General features: G+C 72.2%; 24 protein-coding genes and 1 riboswitch. Of the genes, 13 read left to right on the forward strand and 11 right to left on the reverse strand.

Annotation, left to right across the window (positions count from 1 at the left end; genetic code table 11):
* Positions 1–15 precede the first annotated feature (15 nt).
* Together ABEB09_RS18135 and ABEB09_RS18140 are read right to left on the reverse strand one after the other, a co-directional pair.
* Entirely contained in the window at positions 16–528 is a 513-nt protein-coding gene (locus ABEB09_RS18135; protein WP_345690960.1) for a GNAT family N-acetyltransferase, read from the reverse strand.
* Between the two features lie 88 nt (positions 529–616).
* Positions 617–1,192 carry a TerD family protein gene (locus ABEB09_RS18140; protein WP_345690961.1) on the reverse strand — a complete coding sequence of 192 codons (576 nt, stop codon included), beginning with the start codon at positions 1,190–1,192 and terminating at the stop codon, positions 617–619.
* Between the two features lie 136 nt (positions 1,193–1,328).
* On the opposite strand from ABEB09_RS18140, the gene arfB reads away from it, so the two are divergent.
* Complete coding sequence (gene arfB / locus ABEB09_RS18145) at positions 1,329–1,790, forward strand: alternative ribosome rescue aminoacyl-tRNA hydrolase ArfB (protein WP_345690962.1); 462 nt, start codon at positions 1,329–1,331, stop codon at positions 1,788–1,790.
* Positions 1,791–1,805: 15 nt separating this feature from the next.
* Here arfB and ABEB09_RS18150 read toward each other — a convergent pair whose 3' ends face one another.
* Positions 1,806–2,315: a flavin reductase family protein gene (locus ABEB09_RS18150; RefSeq protein ID WP_345690963.1), complete on the reverse strand. Its 510-nt coding sequence runs from the start codon at positions 2,313–2,315 to the stop codon at positions 1,806–1,808.
* A gap of 389 nt (positions 2,316–2,704) precedes the next feature.
* On the opposite strand from ABEB09_RS18150, the gene ABEB09_RS34980 reads away from it, so the two are divergent.
* From ABEB09_RS34980 to ABEB09_RS18160, 3 genes are all read left to right on the forward strand, one after another.
* Positions 2,705–3,469 (forward strand): GAF domain-containing protein, encoded by a 765-nt coding sequence (locus tag ABEB09_RS34980; RefSeq protein WP_425580050.1) that lies wholly within the window; start codon positions 2,705–2,707, stop codon positions 3,467–3,469.
* A complete protein-coding gene (locus ABEB09_RS34985; RefSeq protein ID WP_425580067.1) occupies positions 3,376–4,374 on the forward strand; it encodes a diguanylate cyclase domain-containing protein in 999 nt (332 codons plus the stop codon). The genes ABEB09_RS34980 and ABEB09_RS34985 overlap by 94 nt, the downstream gene beginning before the upstream one ends.
* Positions 4,375–4,438: 64 nt before the next feature.
* Positions 4,439–5,401 carry a CBM35 domain-containing protein gene (locus ABEB09_RS18160; RefSeq protein WP_345690964.1) on the forward strand — a complete coding sequence of 321 codons (963 nt, stop codon included), beginning with the start codon at positions 4,439–4,441 and terminating at the stop codon, positions 5,399–5,401.
* A gap of 6 nt (positions 5,402–5,407) precedes the next feature.
* Here the strand turns inward: ABEB09_RS18160 and ABEB09_RS18165 are convergent, their stop codons facing one another.
* From ABEB09_RS18165 to ABEB09_RS18185, 5 genes are all read right to left on the reverse strand, one after another.
* Positions 5,408–6,259: a class II fructose-bisphosphate aldolase gene (locus ABEB09_RS18165; RefSeq protein WP_345690965.1), complete on the reverse strand. Its 852-nt coding sequence runs from the start codon at positions 6,257–6,259 to the stop codon at positions 5,408–5,410.
* Between the two features lie 66 nt (positions 6,260–6,325).
* A complete protein-coding gene (locus ABEB09_RS18170) occupies positions 6,326–7,252 on the reverse strand; it encodes a 1-phosphofructokinase family hexose kinase (protein ID WP_345690966.1) in 927 nt (308 codons plus the stop codon).
* Between the two features lie 142 nt (positions 7,253–7,394).
* Positions 7,395–8,582, reverse strand: a complete 1,188-nt coding sequence (nagA, locus tag ABEB09_RS18175) for an N-acetylglucosamine-6-phosphate deacetylase (protein ID WP_345690967.1) — start codon at positions 8,580–8,582, stop codon at positions 7,395–7,397.
* Positions 8,582–9,520, reverse strand: a complete 939-nt coding sequence (locus ABEB09_RS18180; protein WP_345690968.1) for an ROK family protein — start codon at positions 9,518–9,520, stop codon at positions 8,582–8,584. The genes nagA and ABEB09_RS18180 overlap by 1 nt, the downstream gene beginning before the upstream one ends.
* A 134-nt stretch (positions 9,521–9,654) precedes the next feature.
* Positions 9,655–10,554: an SIS domain-containing protein gene (locus tag ABEB09_RS18185; RefSeq protein ID WP_345690969.1), complete on the reverse strand. Its 900-nt coding sequence runs from the start codon at positions 10,552–10,554 to the stop codon at positions 9,655–9,657.
* Positions 10,555–10,728: 174 nt separating this feature from the next.
* Between ABEB09_RS18185 and ABEB09_RS18190 the strand changes: the two genes are divergently transcribed.
* From ABEB09_RS18190 to otsB, 3 genes are read left to right on the forward strand one after another with little or no spacing between them, the layout of a single operon-like run.
* The gene (locus tag ABEB09_RS18190) at positions 10,729–12,012 is read left to right on the forward strand and encodes an extracellular solute-binding protein (RefSeq protein WP_345690970.1); all 1,284 of its coding nucleotides are present in this window, start codon (positions 10,729–10,731) and stop codon (positions 12,010–12,012) included.
* 38 nt (positions 12,013–12,050) lie between these two features.
* Positions 12,051–12,293, forward strand: coding sequence for a DUF3263 domain-containing protein (locus tag ABEB09_RS18195; RefSeq protein ID WP_345690971.1), 243 nt, complete (start codon positions 12,051–12,053; stop codon positions 12,291–12,293).
* Positions 12,294–12,347: 54 nt separating this feature from the next.
* A complete protein-coding gene (gene otsB / locus ABEB09_RS18200) occupies positions 12,348–13,199 on the forward strand; it encodes a trehalose-phosphatase (protein WP_345690972.1) in 852 nt (283 codons plus the stop codon).
* A 38-nt stretch (positions 13,200–13,237) separates the two neighbouring features.
* On the opposite strand, the gene ABEB09_RS18205 is transcribed toward otsB, so the two are convergent.
* On the reverse strand, positions 13,238–14,623 hold the full coding sequence (locus ABEB09_RS18205; protein WP_345690973.1) for an alpha,alpha-trehalose-phosphate synthase (UDP-forming): 1,386 nt from the start codon (positions 14,621–14,623) through the stop codon (positions 13,238–13,240).
* 44 nt (positions 14,624–14,667) lie between these two features.
* A complete protein-coding gene (locus ABEB09_RS18210) occupies positions 14,668–15,618 on the reverse strand; it encodes a glucosyl-3-phosphoglycerate synthase (protein WP_345690974.1) in 951 nt (316 codons plus the stop codon).
* A 133-nt stretch (positions 15,619–15,751) separates the two neighbouring features.
* Positions 15,752–15,896, forward strand: a riboswitch (SAM riboswitch).
* An 18-nt stretch (positions 15,897–15,914) separates the two neighbouring features.
* Here ABEB09_RS18210 and thrC point away from each other — a divergent pair.
* The 6 genes from thrC to ABEB09_RS18240 all read left to right on the forward strand — a co-directional run bounded on the left by thrC (position 15,915) and on the right by ABEB09_RS18240 (position 20,793).
* Positions 15,915–17,198, forward strand: a complete 1,284-nt coding sequence (gene thrC / locus ABEB09_RS18215) for a threonine synthase (protein WP_345690975.1) — start codon at positions 15,915–15,917, stop codon at positions 17,196–17,198.
* A 22-nt stretch (positions 17,199–17,220) separates the two neighbouring features.
* On the forward strand, positions 17,221–17,499 hold the full coding sequence (locus tag ABEB09_RS18220; protein WP_345690976.1) for a MoaD/ThiS family protein: 279 nt from the start codon (positions 17,221–17,223) through the stop codon (positions 17,497–17,499).
* 431 nt (positions 17,500–17,930) lie between these two features.
* Complete coding sequence (locus ABEB09_RS18225; protein ID WP_121801409.1) at positions 17,931–18,134, forward strand: cold-shock protein; 204 nt, start codon at positions 17,931–17,933, stop codon at positions 18,132–18,134.
* 355 nt (positions 18,135–18,489) lie between these two features.
* Positions 18,490–20,112 (forward strand): chaperonin GroEL, encoded by a 1,623-nt coding sequence (gene groL / locus ABEB09_RS18230; protein WP_345690977.1) that lies wholly within the window; start codon positions 18,490–18,492, stop codon positions 20,110–20,112.
* 253 nt (positions 20,113–20,365) lie between these two features.
* On the forward strand, positions 20,366–20,581 hold the full coding sequence (locus ABEB09_RS18235; RefSeq protein WP_345690978.1) for a hypothetical protein: 216 nt from the start codon (positions 20,366–20,368) through the stop codon (positions 20,579–20,581).
* A complete protein-coding gene (locus tag ABEB09_RS18240; RefSeq protein ID WP_345694179.1) occupies positions 20,578–20,793 on the forward strand; it encodes a hypothetical protein in 216 nt (71 codons plus the stop codon). Before ABEB09_RS18235 ends, ABEB09_RS18240 begins: the two co-directional genes overlap by 4 nt.
* Positions 20,794–20,812: 19 nt before the next feature.
* Here ABEB09_RS18240 and ABEB09_RS18245 read toward each other — a convergent pair whose 3' ends face one another.
* Positions 20,813–21,589, reverse strand: a complete 777-nt coding sequence (locus ABEB09_RS18245; protein WP_345690979.1) for a bestrophin-like domain — start codon at positions 21,587–21,589, stop codon at positions 20,813–20,815.
* Positions 21,590–21,602: the final 13 nt, after the last annotated feature.

Here is a 21,602-nt window from a genome sequence, read left to right on the forward strand (position 1 = left end):
CGCTCCGGGTGCCGGCTACAGCGCCTTGCGCATGACGATGCAGTCCCGCCCCAGCTTCAGGTCCTTGCGCCGGTCGACCTCCTTGTAGCCGATGGCCCGCCAGAAGGCGATGGCCTTCCGGTTGTTGTCGAGGACGGCCAGCTTGACGCCCGTACGGCCCAGGGCGCGGAAGCGCTTCTCGACGATCTCCGCCAGCTCGCGTCCGAACCCCATGCGGTGGTCCCGGGCGTGCACCATCAGCAGCCCGATCCACGGGTCGGGGTCGTCGGGGTCGGGGTGGTGCGCCAGCGTCACCGAGATGCCGATCACCCGCCCGGCCGACCGGGCCAGCAGCACCTCGGCGTGCGGCTGGGCCAGCTCCTCGGCGAGCGAGGCGGCGACCTGCTCGGGCCGGATGTCGTCCGGGTCCGGGAATTCCCCGCTGAGCTGCTGGAACTCCTGGTTGGACGCGTACAACTCGGTGAGTTCGGTGAGAAGCGGCCCGGGCAGGGCGCCTTCCTCGCCGAGCTCCAGCGGTTCGACGATCATGCGGCAACAGTAGGGCCCCGGGGCGCGGAGCGCCGCCGGGGCCACCCCTGTGGCGGGCGAACGTCGACGTTCACACCGGGTGTGAGGGTCAGACGTTCACGCCGAAGTCGCGGGCGATGCCCTCCAGGCCCGAGGCGTAGCCCTGGCCGACCGCGCGGAACTTCCACTCGGCGCCGTGCCGGTACAGCTCGCCGAAGACCATGGCGGTCTCGGTGGCGGCGTCCTCGCTCAGGTCGTAGCGGGCGATCTCCGCGCCGCCGTTCTGGTTGACGATCCGGATGTACGCGTTGCGCACCTGGCCGAAGTTCTGCGAGCGGTTGACCGCGTCGTAGATGGAGACCGGGAAGACGATCTTGTCGACGTTCGCCGGCAGGCCCGCCAGGTTGACGTTGATCTGCTCGTCGTCGCCGCCGCCCTCGCCCGTGCGGTTGTCACCGGTGTGGACGATGGTCTGGTCCGGCGTCGACTTGTTGTTGAAGAAGACGAAGTGGGCCTCGGAGGCGACCTTGCCGGAGGCGTCGACACCGATGGCCGAGGCGTCGAGGTCGAAGTCGGTGCCCGTGGTCGTACGGACGTCCCAGCCGAGGCCCACCGTGACGGCGGTCAGGCCCGGCGCCTCCTTGGTCAGCGAGACGTTGCCGCCCTTGGACAGGCTTACAGCCATGGGAAGTCCCTTTCCTCAGTCACACGATGGCGTCACTGCACTAAACGCGGCGGGAACCGGGCTGGTTCCCTCCGCCCGCACGACAGTACGGGGAAAAGCGGATGACGTGGCCGAGGACGGACGGGAACATGGAGGCATGTCCACTGATGTTCGGGGGTCCGGGGGTCGTCCCCCGGGCAAGCATGTGATCCGGGGCTCGGTCTGCCTGCCGGAGGCCGAGCTGATGTGGCGTTTCTCGCGGTCGTCCGGTCCGGGCGGACAGCACGTGAACACCAGCGACTCGCAGGTGGAGCTGCGCTTCGACCTGGCCCGTACGGAGGCGCTGCCCCCGGTGTGGAAGGAGCGCGCGCTCCAGCGGCTCGGCGGCCGGCTGGTCGGCGGGGTCCTCGTGGTCCGCGCGTCCGAGCACCGCTCGCAGTGGCGCAACCGGGAGACCGCGGCCGTACGGATGGCGGCCCTGCTGGCGGAGGCCACCGCCCCGCCGCCCAAGCCGCGCCGCCCGACGAAGATCCCGCGCGGCATCAACGAGCGCCGGCTGCGGGAGAAGAAGCAGCGCGCCGAGACCAAGCGCGGCCGCTCCGCCCGCGACTGGACCTGAGGCCCACGCCCGGCACTACGCCAGGTGGCGGTAGCGGCCCCGGAAGTACATCAGGGGCGAGCCCTCCCCGCTGGGGAAGCCCACGGAAAGGACACGGCCGACGACCAGGGTGTGGTCGCCCGCCTCCACGCGCTGCTCGGTCCGGCACTCCAGTACCGTCAGCGCCCCGCCCACCAGGGGCGCGCCGCTCACCTCGCCCCGCGTGTACGGGATGTCCGCGAACAGCAGCCGGTCGCTGATCCGGCCCTTCATCGCGAACCGGCCCGCGATGTGCCGCTGGCTCTCCGCGAGCACCGACACGGCCCACAGCGGCTGCTCGGCCAGCAGGTCGTCCATGCGGGAGCCGTTCCGCAGGCTCACCAGTACCAGCGGCGGGTCCAGCGACACCGACAGGAACGCGGTCGCCGTCATCCCGACGTCCTCGCCGCGCGGGCCGCCCGCCCCCAGCGGCGGCTCGACGGCCGTCACCAGCACCACGCCCGCGGCGAGCCGGGACATCGCCGCGCGGAACTCCTCGTTGCTCACCCCCTCAGGATCCCCTGAGGGCGCGCCTTGCGGGCGGGGGACGGCGGAGGCGGCGGGGGTCGCGGGGGGCGGGGTTGTTGACAGCACGCCCGGAACGCTAACCTCGCCCGCCACCTGCCCGCATCGGGCCAGGGGACGAGCCCGGCCAGCCGCCGGTCCTAGGCCCCGGCCCGGCAACGGCGACGATTTGCGTTCACTAATCTTTCAGGAAGCCTTCTCACTGCCAATGGGCTGGACCTCACCGCTTGTGACTTGAGTCACAGAGCGCAGTAATTGTTGACCCTGTGTACCGGGTGCACAGCTCGCTGTGATTCAGTGGCCGGTGACACTGCACCTGTAATGCCGATGACACCCTGGAGTTGCTGTCGAGGTCTCGGGGAGAGCGAGCGATGGAGACCGAGTCGGAGCCGTACGTCCGTCTTGCGACCCTGCGGCAGCTGCATCAGGTCGTCGCCAACCTCAACACGGCCCGCAGCCTGGCCGACACGCTGCAGACCGTCGCCGACGGTGTCATCACCGGCCTCGGCTATGAGCTGGCCTGTGTGAACCTCGTACGCCCCGACGGCGACCTGGTCGTCGCCGCGTTCGCCGGCAACGCCGCCGCCGAGGCCCTCATCACCGGCAGGGTCGGCTCGCGCGTCTCCTGGGAGCGCCGCCTCCACATGGGCGAGGCCTGGGGCGACCTGCGGTTCATCCCGCACACCGAGGGCTGGGTGCTCATCGAGGACGACGTCCCGCAGTGGCACACCGAGGGACCCGAGCCGCGCTTCGAGGACGAGTGGCACCCCCGCGACCGGCTCTACGCGCCCATGTACACCTCCGGCGGGCAGCGCGAGCTGCTGGGCGTCATCTCCGTCGACCGGCCCCGCAACGGACGCCGTCCGGGGCCTGGGGCCGCGAAGCGCTCCAGATGTACGCGTCCCAGTCCGCGATTGCGATCAGCAACGCCCGGTTGCGAGCAAACATGCAGCGGGCCCTCGTCCGCCTGGAGCGGGAGCAGCAGGCGCTGCGGGCCAGTGAAGAGTCGTTCCGCCAGGCCTTCGAGTACGCCCCGTCCGGCATGGCCATCGCCGAGATGGGCGGTGACCAGCACGGACGGCTGCTGCGGACCAACGACGCGCTGTGCCGGCTGCTGGGGCGGCCCGCCGCCGTGATGCGCCGGTACTCCTTCGCGGACCTCGTCCACCCCGAGGACGTCGGCACCCTGCTGCGGACCTCCGCCGAGGGCGGTCGCGCCGAGCTGCGCCTCGCCCGCCGCGACGGCTCCTACGTCTGGGTGTCCCTGCGCAACTCGGTGGTCGCCGACACGGCCGACGGGCCGCGCTTCCTGCTCACGCACGTCGAGGACATCGAGGAGCGCAAGCGGCACGAGCTGCAGCTCGCGCACCGCGCCTCGCACGACGCGCTGACCGGCCTGCCCAACAGCGCCGAGCTGCGCGCCCGCCTCAGCGCCCGACTCTGCACCCGCCCGGGAGCGGTCCGGGCCAGCGCGGCGGACGCCGCGTCGTACGAGAACGGCTACGACGGCGCGTACGACAACGGCTACGAGTACGAGCACGGCTACCGCGGCGACGGCTTCGACTTCGACCCGTCCGCGGGCGGCGGGCCCTACGACCACCATGTGCACGCCGTCGCCCCGGACGGCGACGTCGACGACGGGACCAAGGGGCTCGCGGTCCTCTTCTGCGACCTCGACGGCTTCAAGTCCATCAACGACCGGTTCGGCCACCACACGGGTGACGCCGTTCTCATCGAGGTCGCCCGCAGGCTCACGGCCGGGGTGCGCGACGGGGACACGGTGGCCCGCCTCGGCGGCGACGAGTTCGTGGTGCTGGCCGACGGGCTGGGCGCCGCCGACGCCGCCGACCTGGCCGTTCGGTTGCGGAACGGCATCATTCCGCCGATCCGCGTGGACGGACGGGCGGTCAGGGTAGGGGCCAGTTTCGGGATCGGCTGGGCGGAGTGCGGCATGTCCGTCGAAGAGGTGCTGAACTCCGCCGACCAGCGCATGTACATCGAGAAGCGGGCCCGCGCCAAGGTTCACCGCCGGGCGGGGTAGTCCGTTCGGGGTAGGCTCGCCGGGGTCGGTGACGGCTGGCGAGCACGATGAGGAGTGACCAGGGATGGCGGCCGGTAATAACGGCAACGGCGCGGGCACGCCCGAGGACGACGACCCCTTCGGCTACCTGTACGCGGACGGTCAGGCATCCGGCACCCAGGGTCAGCGCCAGGGCGGCTACGGCTACCCCGGTCCCGCCGCCCAGCCCGGGCGTCCCCGCACGTCGTACAACCACGTACGGGCGGTGGGCGAGCGCCAGTACGGCGGCCAGGCCCCGCAGCAGCCCTACGGGCAGGTCCCGCCCCAGGCCCAGTACGGCCAGCCGCACCCGCAGTACGCCGCGCCCGAGACGTACCCCGGCGGCGCGCCCACCCGTCCCGGTCCGCCGCAGCCGGCGGGCCGCGGCCGCAGCGGCGGCCCCAACACCAGGGGCCTCCTGATCGGCGCGATCACGGTGGTCCTGGTGGTCGTGGCGGGCATCACGGTGGCGGTCCTCACCAACGGCTCCGACGACAAGAACAAGCGGAACCCGAGCCCGTCGGCCCCGGCGACCGGCGTCCAGGAGTCCCCGAGCCCCCAGCCGTCCTCGTCCGGCGAGCCCCCGGCCGCGGAACTCCCGAAGCAGGACGCGGCGACGCTTCAACTGACGCCCCCGGCCATGCTGGCCAAGGACATCAAGGGTGCGGAGGGTACGGACGGCGCGTACGTGACGGGCTTCAACGCCGTCGGCGCCGCTGTCACCTGGAAGGCACAGGTCCAGCAGGCAGGCGAGTACAAGCTCTACGTCCGCTACGCGATTCCGGCCGCGGACGCCAACGCCACGCTGTCCGTGAACGGCAAGCCCGCCTCGAACCCCATCGGCCTGAAGAACTTCATCCACTCGACGGACCCGAACTGGGAGAAGAACTGGCAGACCACCTGGGCTCCGGTCACCCTGCAGGAGGGGGAGAACGAGATCAAGATCTCGTGCGAGCAGGGTAACCAGTGCAACGCCATCCTCGACTGGCTCGAAGTCAGGACCCCGTAGGGCCCCCTACGGCGCCAAGGCCGTCAGGAAGGCCGTCACCGTCTGCGTCATCGCCTCGCGGGCCCGGGTCAGGTACGTGCGGGGGTCGACCGTTGACGGGTCGGACGCCAGGAACGTGCGGACGGCCGACGTGTACGCCGTGTTCAGGGCCGTGCCTACGTTGATCTTCGTCATGCCGGCCGCGACCGCCGCGCGCAGTTCCGTGTCCGGGACGCCCGACGAGCCGTGCAGGACCAGGGGGACCGGGACGGCGGTGTGGAGGGCGGCGATCAGGGTGTGGTCCAGGGTCGCCGTGCGTTCCGTCATCGCGTGCGTCGAGCCGACCGCGACCGCCAGCGCGTCCACGCCCGTGTCCGCCACGTACGCCGCCGCCTCCGCCGGGTCCGTGCGGACGCCCGGGGCGTGGGCGTCCAGCGGGGGCTCGCCGTCCTTGCCGCCGACGCGGCCCAGCTCCGCCTCCACCCACATGCCGCGCTCGTGGCCCCAGCGCACGGCGTCCGCCGTCGCCTTGACGTTGTCGCCGTAGCTCAGCCTCGACGCGTCGACCATCACCGAGCCGAAGCCCCGCACATGCGCCTCGTGCACCAGCTCCGGGGTGACCACATGGTCGAGGTGGAGCGCCAGGCGGGCGGTGGAGGCGCGGGCCACGGCCGAGGTGGCGGCGGCGACGGCGGACAGGTCGCCGCCGTGGAACCGTACGGCGTTCTCGGAGATCTGCAGGATCGCGGCCGCCCCGGCCCGCTCGGCCCCGGCTGCGACGGCCTCGGCGTGTTCCAGCGTGATGACGTTGAAGGCGAGGACGGCGCGGCGCGCCTCCCGGGCCTGAGTGACCAGCTCACCGGTGCTGACGACGGGCATGTGCGTGTCCTTCCGTCCCTGTGACGGTTCGTCATGTGGTGGGTCGGCGGCTGGTCGTGGCGTCCGTTACGCCGCTGCCGCCTGTTCCGTCACCGTCACCCGCTCCAGCAGTTCCCCGTACCGCTCCGGATCGAACTCGCCGGCCGCCGGCGCGAGGACCGTCGCCGTCGCCAGGGCGGCCGCGCGGCCCAGCCGTTCGGGCCAGGGGGCGCCCTCCACCAGGGCGGAGAGCAGGCCGGCCACCGCCGAGTCGCCGGCGCCCGTGGGGTTGCCCTTCACCCGTGCGGGGGGAACGGCCCGCCAGGAGCCGTCGGGCGTGACCGCGAGGAGGCCGTCGGGTCCGAGGGAGGCGACGACCGCGTGGGCGCCGCGCCGGCGGGCGTCCCGGGTGGCGCGCAGCGGCTCGCGGGAGCCGGTCAGCGCGGCCAGCTCGTCCGCGTTGGGCTTGACGACGTCGGGGCGGGCGGCGATGCCGCGGCGCAGCGGCTCGCCGCTGGTGTCCAGCAGGACCGGGACGCCGGCGGCGCGGGCGCGGCGGACGAGGTCGGCGTAGGCGCCGACGTGGATGCCGGGCGGCAGGCTGCCGCACAGGGCGACCGCGCGGGCACCGGCGAGCAGCTCCTGGTACGTGGTGAGGAGGGCCGCCCACTCGGTGGGGGTGACGACCGGGCCGGGCTCGTTGAACTGCGTGGTGTCGCCGGTCGCGGTGTCCACGACGGCGAGGGTGCGGCGTGTCGTGCCGGTGGTCGGGACGAGGGCGTCCCGCACGGGCAGCGGCGCCAGGAGGCTCCGCAGGACCTCGCCGGTGGGGCCGCCCGCGAAGCCCGTGACCACCGTCTCGTGGCCGAGCGCGGCCAGGACCCGGGCCACGTTCAGGCCCTTGCCGCCGGGGCGCTCCGCCACGTCCGTGACGCGGTGGGAGGCGTGCGGGGTGAGGGCGGGCACCGTGTGGGTGATGTCGAGCGCCGTGTTGAGCGTGACCGTGAGAATCACCGGTTCCCACACCCCCGTCAGTCGTGGGACCGGTTTCCCGCAGGGGTCCGGCCCGGAAAATTTCCGGTCCACGATCATGCCAAACGGAAGGCGGCTGGCCCAGTCCCCCGGGCCGGCCGGCTTGCAGTAATTCGCTCGGAAATCAGCTCAGTTGGGGTTCAATCACCCATTCGCCCCTGCGCATCACACCCTTGAGGGTGAAATCGGCGTCGAGAACCACCAGGTCGGCGTCCTTGCCGGGCTCCAGGGAGCCGATCGTGTCGTAGCGGCCCAGCAGCTTCGCCGGGTTGGCGGAGATGGCCTCCACGATCGCCTCGACCGGCAGCCGGTCGACGGTCGCCGCCCGCCGGAACGCGGTGTCCAGCGTGAGCGTCGAGCCCGCGATGGACCCGCCCTCGACGAGCCGGGCCACCCCGTCCTTGACCTCCACCTCCAGGGGGCCCAGGTGGTACACGCCGTCGCCGAAGCCCGCCGCGTCCATCGCGTCGGTGATGAACGCGACCCGGCCCGCACCCGCGTGACGGAACGCCAGCTCCAGCGCGGCCGGGTGCAGGTGCGTACCGTCGTTGATCAGCTCGACCGTGATCCGCTCGTCCTCCAGGAGCGCGGCGATCGGGCCGGGGGAGCGGTGGTTCAGCGGGGGCATCGCGTTGAAGAGGTGGGTGGCGACGGTGGCGCCCGCGTCGATGGCCTCGACGGTCTGCTCGTAGGAGGCGTCCGTGTGGCCGATCGCGGCGATCACGCCGTGCTCGGCGAGGAGACGTACGGAGTCCAGGCCGCCGGGCAGCTCGGTGGCGAGCGTCATCATGCGGGCGTGGCCGCGGGCGGCGTCGATCAGCTTGCGGACCTCGGCGGGGTCCGGGTCGCGCAGCAGGTCCTCGCTGTGGGCGCCCTTGCGGCAGGGCGAGATGAAGGGGCCCTCGAAGTGGATGCCCGCGATCTCGCCCTGTTCGGCCAGCTCGGACAGCTCGCCCGCCCGGTGCGCGAGGAAGTCCAGCTCGCCGGTGACGGTCGACGCGACCAGGGTGGTCGTGCCGTGCAGCCGGTGCGTACGGATGCCGTGGAGCACCTCGTCGAGCGTGCCGGAGGTGAAGGACGCGCCGCCGCCGCCGTGGTTGTGCAGGTCGACGAAGCCGGGGACGACCCAGTGGCCGGAGAGGTCGAGGACGGGCGCGCCCTCGGGCGTCGCGGCCCGTGCCCGTTCCGTCGCCGGGCCGGCCTCGACGATCCCGCGACCCTCGACGATCACCCGCCCGTCGTCCACGATCCCGGTCGGCAGCACCACACGGGCGCCGGCGAGAACCTTGTGATCGACCTTGTGATCGGCCATCAGGCGGATACCTCCAAGTCGGTGGCGAGAAGGTCCCAGGCGAGGAGCCCCGCGCCCAGGCAGCCGGCGGTGTCCCCGAGGGCCGCGGGCACGATGGCGGGCAGCTTCTGGAACGTCACGCGCTCCTCGACGGCGGCCCGCAGGGGTGTGAACAGGGTTTCCCCCGCCTCCGCCAGACCGCCACCGATGATCAGCGTGCGCGGGTCCAGCAGGGTGAGGGCCGTGACCAGCCCGTCGGCGAGCGCGTCCACGGCGGCCTGCCAGACGCGTACCGCGTTGGCGTCGCCCGACTCCACCGCCTCGGCGCAGTCGGCGGCGTCCGCGCGCGGGTCGCCGCTCGCCTCCGCCCAGGCGCGGGTCACGGCGGCGGCGGACGCCAGGGTCTCCAGGCAGCCGCGCTGGCCGCAGCCGCAGGCCGGGCCGCCGGGGCGGACCACGATGTGGCCGATCTCGCCGGCGTAGCCGTGGGCGCCCGCCTCGATGGCGCCGCCGATGCCGATGGCGCCCGCGATGCCGGTGCCGAGCGGGACGAACAGGAACCGGTCGGCGCCCTTGCCGGCGCCCAGGCGGCCCTCGGCGAGGCCGCCGGTACGGACGTCGTGGCCGAGGGCCACGGGAAGCCCGCCCAGCCGCTCGCCCAGCAGGGCGCGCAGCGGGACGTCGCGCCAGCCGAGGTTCGCCGCGTACACGGCGATGCCGTCGTCCGGGTCGACGATGCCGGGCACGGCGACGCCGGCGGCCGCGGCGCGTACGCCGTACCGCTCCTCGCCGAGGGCGAGCAGCTCGGCGGCGAAGTCCAGGATCGACGCCACGACGGCGTCGGCCCCGCGCTCCCGCCCGGTGGCCCGGCGCGCCTCGTACAGCAGGGCCCCGTCGGCTCCGACCAGGGCGGCCTTCATCCCGGTGCCGCCCACATCCAGGGCGATGACGTGTCTCACGGGAGACAGTGTCACCCGAGCACGAGGAAAGGTCTAGTCCACTTGCGGGGATAGTTGCCGCACCATACAAATGGCCCACCATGCGAACGGCCCACCACACGGGGTCGCCGCCGTTCCCGCCGCGGGCCTCGCGGCTACGACAGGATCACGCTGCGCGTCAGGTTGCGCGGGCGGTCCGGGTCGTGGCCCTTCGCCTCGGCCAGCGCCACCGCCAGCCGCTGCGCGCGCACCAGGTCGGCCATCGGGTCCGCCGACGCGTGGGCGTGCAGCGTGCCGCCCACGCGGGCCACGTCCGCCGCGAGCCCCTCCGGCAGCGGCCCGAAGACCCACGCCACCCGGCCCGGGCCGGTGATGGCGATCGGGCCGTGGCGGTACTCCATCGCCGGGTACGCCTCCGTCCACGCCCCCGCCGCCTCGCGCATCTTCAGGCCCGCCTCCAGCGCCAGCCCGTACGTCCAGCCGCGTCCCAGGAACGTCCACTGCTCCGCCGCCAGCACCGCCTCCGGCAGCGGCTCGGTCACCGCCAGCTCCGCGTCGATCGCCGCCTCCGCGACGGTCTTCACGCCCGGCACCCCACCGAGCCCCGCCCGCAGGAACGCCAGCGCCGTCGTCGCGAACCGGGTCTGGACGACCGACTCCTCGTCCGCCCAGTCCAGCACCGCCACCTCGTCGGCCGCCCCCATGACGGGCGTCTTCGGGTCGGCCGTCAGCGCGGTCGTCCGCACCTCGCCGCGCACCCGCTCCAGCAGCTCCAGCACCTCCGTGGTCGTCCCCGACCGGGTGATCGCCACGACCCGGTCGTACGCCCCGGCCCGCGCCGGCGGGAACTCCGACGCGGCGAACGCGTCCGTCTCGCCCTGTCCCGCGGCCTCCCGCAGCGCCGCGTAGGACTGGGCCATGAACCAGGACGTCCCGCAGCCGGTCACGGCGACCCGCTCGCCGGGCCCTGGCAGCCCGGCGAACGCGGGGGCGGCTTCGGCGGCGCGGCGCCAGCAGCCCGGCTGGGTGGCGATTTCGGCGGCGGTTCGGGACATGCGGGGCTCCCCGGGTCGACGTACGGATCCCTCGGAACGTACCCACCGGTAGGCCGCCGACTCGCGGGCCGTTGCCGAAGCGATACCGGAGCGGGGCCCCAGAGGTTTAGACCTAGGTGTAGACCTCATATCCTTCGGGGGGATCTGGAACACAGGGCAGAGGGTGGTACGGCTGTGCAGCGCCGCTACAAGGGACTGACCGCGGCGATCGCCGCGCTGACGATCGCGGCAACGTTGTCGGGATGCGGGGCGGACGGCTCGGACGGCGACGTCACCCTGAAGCTCGTCGCCGCCGACTACGGCAGCGGCGAGGCGAACTCGTCGAAGAAGTACTGGGACGAGGTCGCCCGCGCCTACGAGAAGAAGACCCCGGGCGTCAAGATCGACGTCACGGTCCTCTCCTGGAAGGACGTCGACCGCGAGGTCGCCGAGATGGTCGCCAAGGACGAGGCGCCCGACCTCGCCCAGATCGGCGCCTACGCCGACTACGCCAGGGCCGGCAAGCTCTACCCGGTCGACAACCTCGTCTCCGTGCCGACGCAGGCCAACTTCCTGCCGATGCTCCGCCAGGCCGGCGAGGTCGACCGCGTCCAGTACGGCCTGCCCTTCGGGGCCAGCACCCGGCTGCTCTTCTTCAACGAGAAGCTCTTCGACGACGCCGGAGTGCGGGCGCCCAAGACCTGGGAGGACCTGGAGAAGGCCGCCGCGAAGCTGAAGGACAAGGGCGTGAAGTACCCCTTCGCGCTGCCCCTCGGCTCCGAGGAGTCGCAGGCCGAGACCATGATCTGGCTGCTCAGCGGGGGCGGCGGCTACCGCGACGCGACCGGCACGGCGTACCAGATCGACTCGCCCTCGAACGTCGAGACGTTCACCTGGCTGAAGAAGAACCTCGTCGGCAAGGGCCTGACCGGCCCGGTCGCGCCCGGCAAGCTGGACCGCCAGCAGGCGTTCGACGCGTTCACGCGCGGCGAGGTCGGCATGCTCAACGGCCACCCCACCCTGATGGAGACCGCCGAGAAGGCCGGCATCAAGGTGGGCAAGGTGCCGCTGCCCGGCGTCGACGGCGAGCCCAAGGCGACCATGGGCGTCGCCGACTGGATGATGGCGTTCAAGCAGAACGGCCACCGCAAGGAGATCGGCGCGTTCCTGGACTTCGTCTACGAGGACCGCAACGTGCTGTCCTTCTCCGACCGGTACGACCTGCTGCCGGTCACCGTCACGGCCAGCAGCACCATGGAGGCGGACCCCCGGAACACGGCGCTGAAGCCGTTCCTGGAGCAGCTGCCGGGCTCGGAGCTGTACCCGGTGGGCGAGACGTCCTGGGCGAAGGTCAGCGAGAGCGTGAAGCGGAACATCGGCAAGGCCGTGGAGCCGGACGGCGACCCGCGCGAGGTGCTGGAGCAGATCGCCGGGGACGCGAGGAACGCGGAGTCGGCGGCCTCGTCGGCGGAGGAGTAGGCGGGGCGCTGTCGGAGCCGTGCCTTAAGTTTGCTGATATGACCGCCGCCGAACCCTCACCGCTCTCCGAGCGCGAGACCGCGGTCCTGGCCATGGAGCGCCGCTCCTGGCCGGGGCCGGGGGCGAAGGAGCGTGCGATCAGGGAGCGGCTGGAGCTGTCGCCCACCCGCTACTACCAGCTGCTCAACGCCCTCCTCGACGACCCGAGGGCGCTCGCGCACGACCCCGTCACGGTCAACCGCCTCCGCCGCGTGCGCGCGGCCCGCGAGGCCCGCCGCTGAGCGCCGGGTGCGCGGCAGGTGTCGGTCCGGCCCGTGCGGGATAGGTACGCACACATGACCGACACGCCCCACGGTTCCCTGCCCGTCCCGAAGACCGCGGCCGGGCGGGACGGACTCGACGCGATCCTCGCCCGGCCCGGGAAGGCCGTCGTCGCCGTCGACTTCGACGGCACCCTCGCCCCGATCGTCGCCGACCCCGACAAGGCCCGCGCCCACCCGGGGGCGGTGCCGGCGCTCGCCGCGCTGGCGCCGCGCGTGGCGTCCGTCGCGGTGATCACCGGCCGCCCGGCCGGCGTCGCCGTACGGTACGGCGGCTTCGCCGGCGTGCCCGGCCTGGACCACCTCGTGGTCCTCGGCCACTACGGCGCCGAGCGGTGGGACGCCGCCACCGGCGAGGTGCGGGCGGCCCCCGAGCACCCGGGCGTCGCCGCCGTCCGGGCGGAGCTGCCGGGTGTGCTGGAGCGGGCGGGCGCGTGGCCGGGGACCTGGATCGAGGAGAAGGGCCGCGCGGTCGCCGTCCACACCCGGCGAGCCGACGACCCGCAGGGCGCGTTCGACGCCCTGTCCGGCCCCCTCGCCGAGCTGGCCACCCGCCACGGCCTCGTCCTCGAACCGGGCCGCATGGTCCTGGAGATCCGCCCGCCCGGCATGGACAAGGGCAAGGCGCTCACCGACCACGTCCGCACGACCGGCGCCGCCGCCGTCCTGTACGCGGGCGACGACCTGGGCGACCTCCCGGCGTACGCGGCGGTCGAGAAACTCCGCGCCGACGGCACCCCGGGCCTCCTGGTCTGCAGCGGCAGCACCGAGGTCACCGAACTGGCCACCCGAGCCGACCTCACGGTCCCGGGCCCGGCGGGGGTGGTGGACCTCCTCGCGGCGCTGGCGGGTGCGCTACACGAGTGACGACGGGCGATGACGCCCCGAAGAAGAGCCGCGCCGCCTCAGCCCACCGCCCGCAGGGCCTCCAGTTGTTCCAGGAACCAGCGTTCCGGGGGGAGGGCCGTGGCCGCCGCGGCCAGGCGCTTGGTGCGTTCCGCGCGTTCCGCTTCCGGCATCGTCAGGGCCTCGTGGAGGGCCGTCGCCGTGCCCGTGACGTCGTAGGGGTTCACCGTGATCGCGTCCTCGGACAGCTCCTCGTACGCCCCCGCCTCGCGGGACAGGACCAGCGCGCAGCCCGCGTCGGAGACCACCGGGACCTCCTTGGCCACGAGGTTCATGCCGTCGCGGATCGGGTTGACGAGGGCCACGTCCGCCAGGCGGTACGCGGCGAGGGAGCGGGCGAAGTCGTCCTTCACGTGGAGGATGACCGGCGTCCAGTCCGGTGTGCCGAAGGCGGCGTTGATCTCGTCCGCGAGGCGGGACACCTCCGCCGTGTACCTGCGGTACACCTCCAGGTCCTGCCGGGAGGGGTACGCGAAGGCGATGTGGACCACCCGTTCGCGCCACTCGGGGTGCTCCTCCAGCAGCGTGCGGAACGCCAGCAGGCCCCGGACGATGTTCTTGGACAGCTCCGTGCGGTCCACGCGGATGACCGTCTTGCGGGACCCGTCGCCGATCTGCGCGCGGAGCGTCGACATCCGGTCGGCGACGTCCGGCTCCTGCGAGCGCGCCCGCAGGAACTCGCCGTCCGCGCCCAGGCCGTGCACGCCGATCTCCGTACCGCCCGTGCCGCCCAGCACCCGCTCGCAGCAGGCCGTGAACGCGTCCGCCCAGCGGTGCGTCAGGAAGCCCAGCCGGTCCGCGCCGAGCATGCCCTCCAGCAGCTCGCGCGCCACGTCGTCCGGCAGCATCCCGAAGTAGTCCGGCGGCGCCCACGGCGTGTGCGAGAAGTGGCCGATGCGCACGTCGGGGCGCAGCTCGCGCAGCATCCCGGGCGCCAGCGCCAGGTGGTAGTCCTGGATCAGGACGGCGGCCCCCGGAGCCGCCTCCGCCGCCAGGGCCTCGGCGAAGGCCCGGTTGTACGCCCGGTACGCCTCCCAGCGCCGCCGGAACCCCGCGTCGAACACCGGCTCCAGCGGCGTCTGGTACAGCAGGTGGTGCACGAACCACAGCACCGAGTTGGCGATCCCGTTGTACGCCGCCTCGTGCACCTCGGCCGGGATGTCCAGCATGCGGACGCCCGGCTCGGAGACCCCGCGCCGCACCGCCTCGCGGTCGCCCGCGCCCAGCGCCGCGCACACCCACACCGCGCCCGCGTCCGGGCCGATCGCGGACAGGCCGGACACCAGGCCCCCGCCGCCGCGCCGCGCCTGGAGCGTGCCGTCCTCCTCCCGCAGCGCGTAGCTGACCGGACCGCGGTTCGATGCCACCAGGATGTCGGAGACCATGTGGCCAACCTAGCCCGGACCAGAAACGCTCAAACGTACGGAAATCAAGCCACGCGGCGCTTTCGTATGTACTCCGCCACCTCCCGCATCGGCGGCCGCTCCTCCGTGTCCACCGCGTGCGTACGGGGCGAGAAGCCCGACTCCGTACGGTCGAACTGCGTCAGCCTCGGCCGCACCAGGTGCCCCCGCGACAGCCGCAGCTGCGCCGTCCGGTAGATCGCCGCCGCCATCCGCCCCAGCGCCCGGTCGTCCTGGTGCCGGTGCAGCCGCACCCCCACGTCCACCTGCGCCAGCGCGTCCAGGCCCACCGTGTGCAGCGCGTCCACCAGCAACCCCAGCTCCACCCCGTACCCCACCGGGAACGGCAGGCGCTCCAGCAGCGACCGCCGCGCCGCGTACTCCCCGCCCAGCGGCTGGACGAACCCCGCCAGCTGCGGCCAGTGCAGGTTCAGCAGCGGCCGCGCCACCAGCTCCGTCACCCGGCCGCCCTGCCCGCCGGACGTGCCGAGCGGCCGGTCGTACATCGCCTTCACGAACTCCACGTCCGGATCGGTCAGCAGCGGCCCCACGATCCCCGTCACGAAGTCGGCGTCGAACTCGCGCAGGTCCGCGTCCACGAAGCAGACGATGTCGCCCTCGGTGACCAGCAGCGACCGCCACAACACCTCGCCCTTGCCGGGCACCGCCGGTATGCGCGGCAGCACCGCGTCCCGCGCCACCACCCGCGCCCCGGCCGCCGCCGCCACCCGCGCCGTACCGTCCGTGGACCCCGAGTCGACCACCACCAGCTCGTCCACCAGCGGCACCGCCGCCGTCATCAGCTCGCGCCGGATCACGGTGACGATCTCCCCGACCGTCGCCTCCTCGTTCAGCGCGGGCAGGACGACGCTCACCGTCGTCCCGTGCGCCCGCTTCGCGGCGAGCAGCTGCTCGATCGGCCGATCGGCCACGGACCAGGACCGCCGGCCCAGCCAGCGCTCCACTTCATCCAGCACGCGCGCCACTCCTCCTATGTGATCCATCTCGCGGTTCGGACGGCTGTCTCAGACGTCCCGGCCTTCGGTTACAGTCTTGAACAACGCGCAGGGCCACCGCATGCCGGGGGTACCCGCGCCGACAACCACATACCGCTCATCCAGAGGGGCAGAGGGAAACGGCCCGATGAAGCCCCGGCAACCCTCCAGCCGGCACTCGCACATTCACCGCGGGGCCCCGGCTAGGGAAGGTGCCAAATCCGTCTCCCGGCGAAATGCGCCGGCGAGAAAGATGAGGAGAAAGGGCCTCGCCACTCATGGCTGTGCAGACCGACGCACCCACCACCACCTCCGTCGACCTCGGACCCGCCGCCGCCCTCTCCTGTCGCGAATGCGGCGAGCGCTTCGCCCTCGGCCCGATTTTCGCCTGTGAGTTCTGTTTCGGGCCCCTCGAAGTCGCCTACGACCTGCCGGACGGCGACCCGGAGGCCCTGCGCAAGCGGATCGAGGCCGGCCCGGCCAACATCTGGCGCTACGCCCCGCTCCTCCCCGTCCCCGCCGACGTCGCGGACAAGCCGAACCTCAACCCCGGCTGGACCAAGCTCGTCAAGGCCGACAACCTCGCCCGCGAACTCGGCGTGACCGGCGGCCTGTACATCAAGGACGACTCGGGCAACCCCACCCACTCCTTCAAGGACCGCGTGGTCGCCCAGGCCCTGGAGGCCGCCCGCGCCTTCGGCTTCACCACCCTGTCCTGCTCCTCCACCGGCAACCTGGCCGGCGCCGTGGGCGCCGCCGCCGCCCGCGCCGGCTTCCGCTCCTGCGTGTTCATCCCGCACGACCTGGAGCAGGGCAAGGTCGTCATGGCCGCCGTCTACGGCGGCGACCTCGTCGGCATCGAGGGCACCTACGACGACGTCAACCGGTTCTGCAGCGAACTGATCGGCGACCCGCTCGGCGAGGGCTGGGGCTTCGTCAACGTCAACCTGCGCCCGTACTACGCCGAGGGCTCCAAGACCCTCGCGTACGAGATCTGCGAGCAGCTCGGCTGGCGGCTGCCCGACCAGCTGGTCGTCCCCATCGCCTCCGGCTCCCAGCTCACGAAGATCGACAAGGGCCTCCAGGAGCTGATCGAGCTGGGGCTCGTCGAGGACAAGCCGTACAAGATCTTCGGCGCGCAGGCCGAGGGCTGCTCGCCGGTGTCGGCCGCCTTCAAGGCCGGCCACGACGTCGTCCGGCCGCAGAAGCCGAACACGATCGCCAAGTCGCTCGCCATCGGCAACCCGGCCGACGGCCCGTACGTCCTGGACATCGCCCGGCGCACCGGCGGCGCGGTCGAGGACGTCGACGACGAGCAGGTCGTGGACGCCATCAAGCTGCTGGCCCGCACCGAGGGCATCTTCGCCGAGACGGCGGGCGGGGTGACCGTGGGCGTGACGCGCAAGCTCATCGAGAACGGGCTGCTCGACCCGACGCTGACCACCGTCGTCCTCAACACCGGTGACGGCCTGAAGACCCTCGACGCCGTCGCCCCGACGACCGGCCCGACCGCGACCATCCGCCCGAGCCTCGACGCGTTCCGCGACGCCGGCCTGGCCTGACCCGACTGAAAGGCACCACGACATGAGCGTCAACGTCCGCATCCCCACGATCCTGCGCACGTACACCGGCGGCCGGGCCGAGGTCCCGGCGGAGGGCGCGACCCTCGCCGAGGTGATCCGGTCCCTGGAGAGCAACCACCCCGGCATCGCCGCCCGTGTCCTCGACGACCAGGGCCAGCTGCGCCGCTTCGTGAACGTGTACGTCAACGACGACGACGTCCGGTTCGAGGGCGGCCTCGACACCGCCACGCCGGACGGTGCGGGCGTCTCGATCATCCCGGCCGTGGCCGGCGGCTGCTGACACCGGAATCACGGATTCAAAGGCGTCCCTGGGGCGCCTGATTGCCCCCTCCGCAACAGAAAGCGGAGGGGGCAATTCTGCATGGTTGGGCGCGGTAGAGTTGGGGAAGCCCCCGCCGTCGCCTGTGCCGCCCGCATATGAGAATGCGCCCGGCCACGACAAGATGTAGCCAAAGTATGCGCGCGCGATGCGCCTTTTGTGCGCTTTGCCCGGCCCGACTTGCCCGGGGTTATTGCCATTTCAGCCAGCTTTTCCGTTCGTCCGTGCTCGGATTTCTCGTCCGATTGACCTGTTGCAGAGGGCAGTTGGGCAGATACATTCAGCCGCGGTCGACGCGTTCCGGCGCACGCTCACACCTGTCAGTGGGCGAGGTCTGACCCGGGTCCGCGAAGTGCGGTCCTGTGCAAGGGCCAGTAATAGGGGAGTTAGGCATGGCTCAGGGCACCGTCAAGTGGTTCAACGCGGAGAAGGGGTACGGCTTCATCGCGGTCGACGGTGGTGCGGATGTTTTCGTCCACTACAGCGCGATCCAGATGGATGGCTACCGCACTCTCGAAGAGGGTCAGCGGGTCGAGTTCGAGATCTCGCAGGGTCAGAAGGGCCCGCAGGCGGACATGGTCAAGATCGCCGGCTGAACGCAGAAGTGACGAAGGGTCCGTATCCCGGAGGGGGGTACGGGCCCTTCGTGCTGTCCCCGGGCGCCCCGCGAGGAGGCCCCCCGTGGGGCCGGATCCGGGGTGGGGCGCTTGCGCCCTCCCGTCACCCGACCGCCACCCCTCATCGACGCTCCTTCGGAGCGGCCTTGCACTCTCATGGGGCGAGTGCTAATCATTGGCGTTAGCACTCTGAGAGTGAGAGTGACAACGAAGGACCTCGTCGGTGAGGCCCGCAGGCCGGGTGGGGCAAGGAACCACCAGGTGTGCAGGCCGTCCGTCGCGGGCGCCAGCGCGGTCCGGAGCAATCCACCCCAGTCCGGGAGGACCACTTCACATGGCCAAGATCATCGCGTTCGACGAGGAGGCACGGCGCGGTCTCGAGCGCGGGATGAACCAGCTCGCCGACGCCGTCAAGGTCACCCTTGGTCCCAAGGGTCGCAACGTCGTCCTCGAGAAGAAGTGGGGCGCCCCCACGATCACCAACGACGGTGTCTCCATCGCCAAGGAGATCGAGCTCGAGGACCCGTACGAGAAGATCGGCGCCGAGCTGGTCAAGGAAGTCGCCAAGAAGACGGACGACGTCGCCGGTGACGGTACGACCACCGCGACCGTCCTCGCCCAGGCGCTGGTCCGCGAGGGTCTGCGCAACGTCGCCGCCGGCGCCAACCCGATGGCCCTGAAGCGCGGTATCGAGAAGGCCGTCGAGGCCGTCTCCGGCGCCCTGCTCGAGCAGGCCAAGGACGTGGAGACGAAGGAGCAGATCGCCTCCACCGCCTCCATCTCCGCCGCCGACACCCAGATCGGCGAGCTGATCGCCGAGGCCATGGACAAGGTCGGCAAGGAAGGCGTCATCACCGTCGAGGAGTCCAACACCTTCGGTCTGGAGCTGGAGCTCACCGAGGGCATGCGCTTCGACAAGGGCTACATCTCGGCGTACTTCGCGACCGACATGGAGCGCATGGAGGCCGTCCTCGAGGACCCCTACATCCTCATCGTCAACTCCAAGGTCAGCAACGTGAAGGACCTCCTTCCGCTGCTGGAGAAGGTCATGCAGTCGGGCAAGCCGCTGCTGATCATCGCCGAGGACGTCGAGGGCGAGGCCCTGTCGACCCTGGTCGTCAACAAGATCCGCGGCACCTTCAAGTCCGTCGCCGTCAAGGCCCCGGGCTTCGGCGACCGCCGCAAGGCCATGCTCGGCGACATCGCCATCCTCACCGGTGGCCAGGTCATCTCCGAGGAGGTCGGCCTCAAGCTGGAGAACGCCGGTCTGGACCTGCTGGGCCGCGCCCGCAAGGTCGTCATCACCAAGGACGAGACCACCATCGTCGACGGTGCCGGTGACAGCGAGCAGGTCGCGGGTCGCGTGAACCAGATCCGCGCCGAGATCGAGAACTCCGACTCGGACTACGACCGCGAGAAGCTCCAGGAGCGTCTGGCGAAGCTGGCCGGCGGCGTGGCCGTCATCAAGGCCGGTGCCGCCACCGAGGTGGAGCTCAAGGAGCGCAAGCACCGCATCGAGGACGCCGTCCGCAACGCGAAGGCCGCCGTCGAGGAGGGCATCGTCGCCGGTGGTGGCGTGGCCCTGCTGCAGGCTTCCTCGGTCTTCGAGAAGCTGGAGCTGGACGGCGACGAGGCCACCGGTGCCGCCGCCGTCAAGGCCGCCCTGGAGGCCCCGCTCAAGCAGATCGCCGTCAACGCCGGCCTCGAGGGCGGCGTCGTGGTGGAGAAGGTGCGCGGCCTGACCCCGGGTCACGGCCTGAACGCCGCGACCGGCGAGTACGTCGACCTGGTCGCCGAGGGCATCATCGACCCGGCCAAGGTGACGCGCTCCGCGCTGCAGAACGCCGCGTCGATCGCCGCGCTGTTCCTCACCACCGAGGCCGTCATCGCCGACAAGCCGGAGAAGGCCGCCGCGCCGGCCGGCGGCGGCATGCCGGGCGGTGACATGGACTTCTGATCGACGCCGTCGATCACCGTCCTGACCGAGGGCGGCACCCCTTCTCCCAGGGGGTGCCGCCCTCGTGCGCGTCCGGGGCCTTCCCGGGGTGGGGGAGCGGGCGCGCTGCCGAAAATACGGAGGACGGACCCGGCCCGGCGCAACTCCGGTTAGCCAGATGGGGTTGTTGGCATGTCGAGTCCGTTCAGGGCCGGTGGTGAGCGACCACGCTGTGTAGGGAAAGCGAACACTCAGCGTGTGGAGGTGCGTGGTCGTGAAGGTGCGTACGACAGAACGGCTGAGGGTGGCCGAGGAGGTGGTCGCGCGGTTGCGCGGCGAGCTGGGCGAGGTGGGTGTCGTCCTTCCGTCGCTGCGGGTCGACCCCGTGACGGCGACCGGGGACACCGCCTCCCCGCTGGTCGACCTGGGGCGCTGCAACCTGGACACCGCGGCCCGGCTGGTCGCCGTACTGGAGGGGGCACGGCGGTGAACGCGACGACAGCGGCGGTCGGGTCGTACGCGGTGGACGGGCGCGACGGCCGGGTGGGACAGGTCATGGGGCACGTCGGCGGTTACGTGCAGTTGCGGCCGCCCGGTGGCGGGCTCGAATGGGACTGCCCGCCCGGCGCGCTCAGCCCGGCCTCCCCCGACCAGATCCTGCGGGCCCGGGTCCGCGCCATGAACCGGGCGAGCCTGCGCTGAGCGGGGCGCGCCCGCGCCTCTACTGACCTCGCGCGGCCGAGACGGGGAAATAGCGGGTGAACGGCTCCGGCCCGACGCCCGCCACCTCCCCGAACGGCAGCGACAGCTGGTGGATGAGGAATCCCAGGAACACCGTGAGCGCCACCATGCCCATCGCCATCACCAGCTGGCTCGGGCTCCGTCCGATCCCGAAGAAGAACAGGATGCAGACGGAGAGGATCGCCCCGAGGACCAGGCCCGCCCACAGCACCGGTGACAGCGCCTCCTGTCCGGTCGCCTCGCGGCCCCGCCGGGCGTCGTCCAGCGCGCCGAGCTGGGCCAGCATCTCCAGAGCCGTCACCTGCTGCGCGGGTGACGCGTCGGGCGGGGGCGCGGCCGCGGCACGCAGCTCGCCCAGCAGGAACCAGCCCTGTTCGCCCAGCGCCTGCCGCTCGTTGAGCCGCGGCCACTCGTCCTGGACGACCGCGGTGGCGTAGCGCTCGGCCAGCACGTCGACGCGCCGGTGCTGGTCCGCGGGCAGGCCGTCGGCCAGCATGGTCATCTGGTGCAGGGCGCCCGCCTCGGCGGCGGTGTGGGTCTCCGCGCTGTCGCGGATCGTCCAGACGGTGACGAGGGCGAGGCCCAGCAGCATCGCGTACAGCAGGGCGATCATCATCGACATGTACTCGGCGACCTCCTCCCGCCGGTCGCCCTCCTCCGCGTCGGAGGGGCGGAAGTGGTGCCAGGCCAGCACCACTCCGGCGGCGACCAGCGCGGCGACCAGGCCGAGCGCCAGCATCTCCACGACGTTCTTCATGGCGTCACCGCCT

Origin of the sequence: Streptomyces coeruleoprunus (assembly GCF_039542925.1) — a bacterium.
GTDB lineage: Bacteria > Actinomycetota > Actinomycetes > Streptomycetales > Streptomycetaceae > Streptomyces > Streptomyces coeruleoprunus.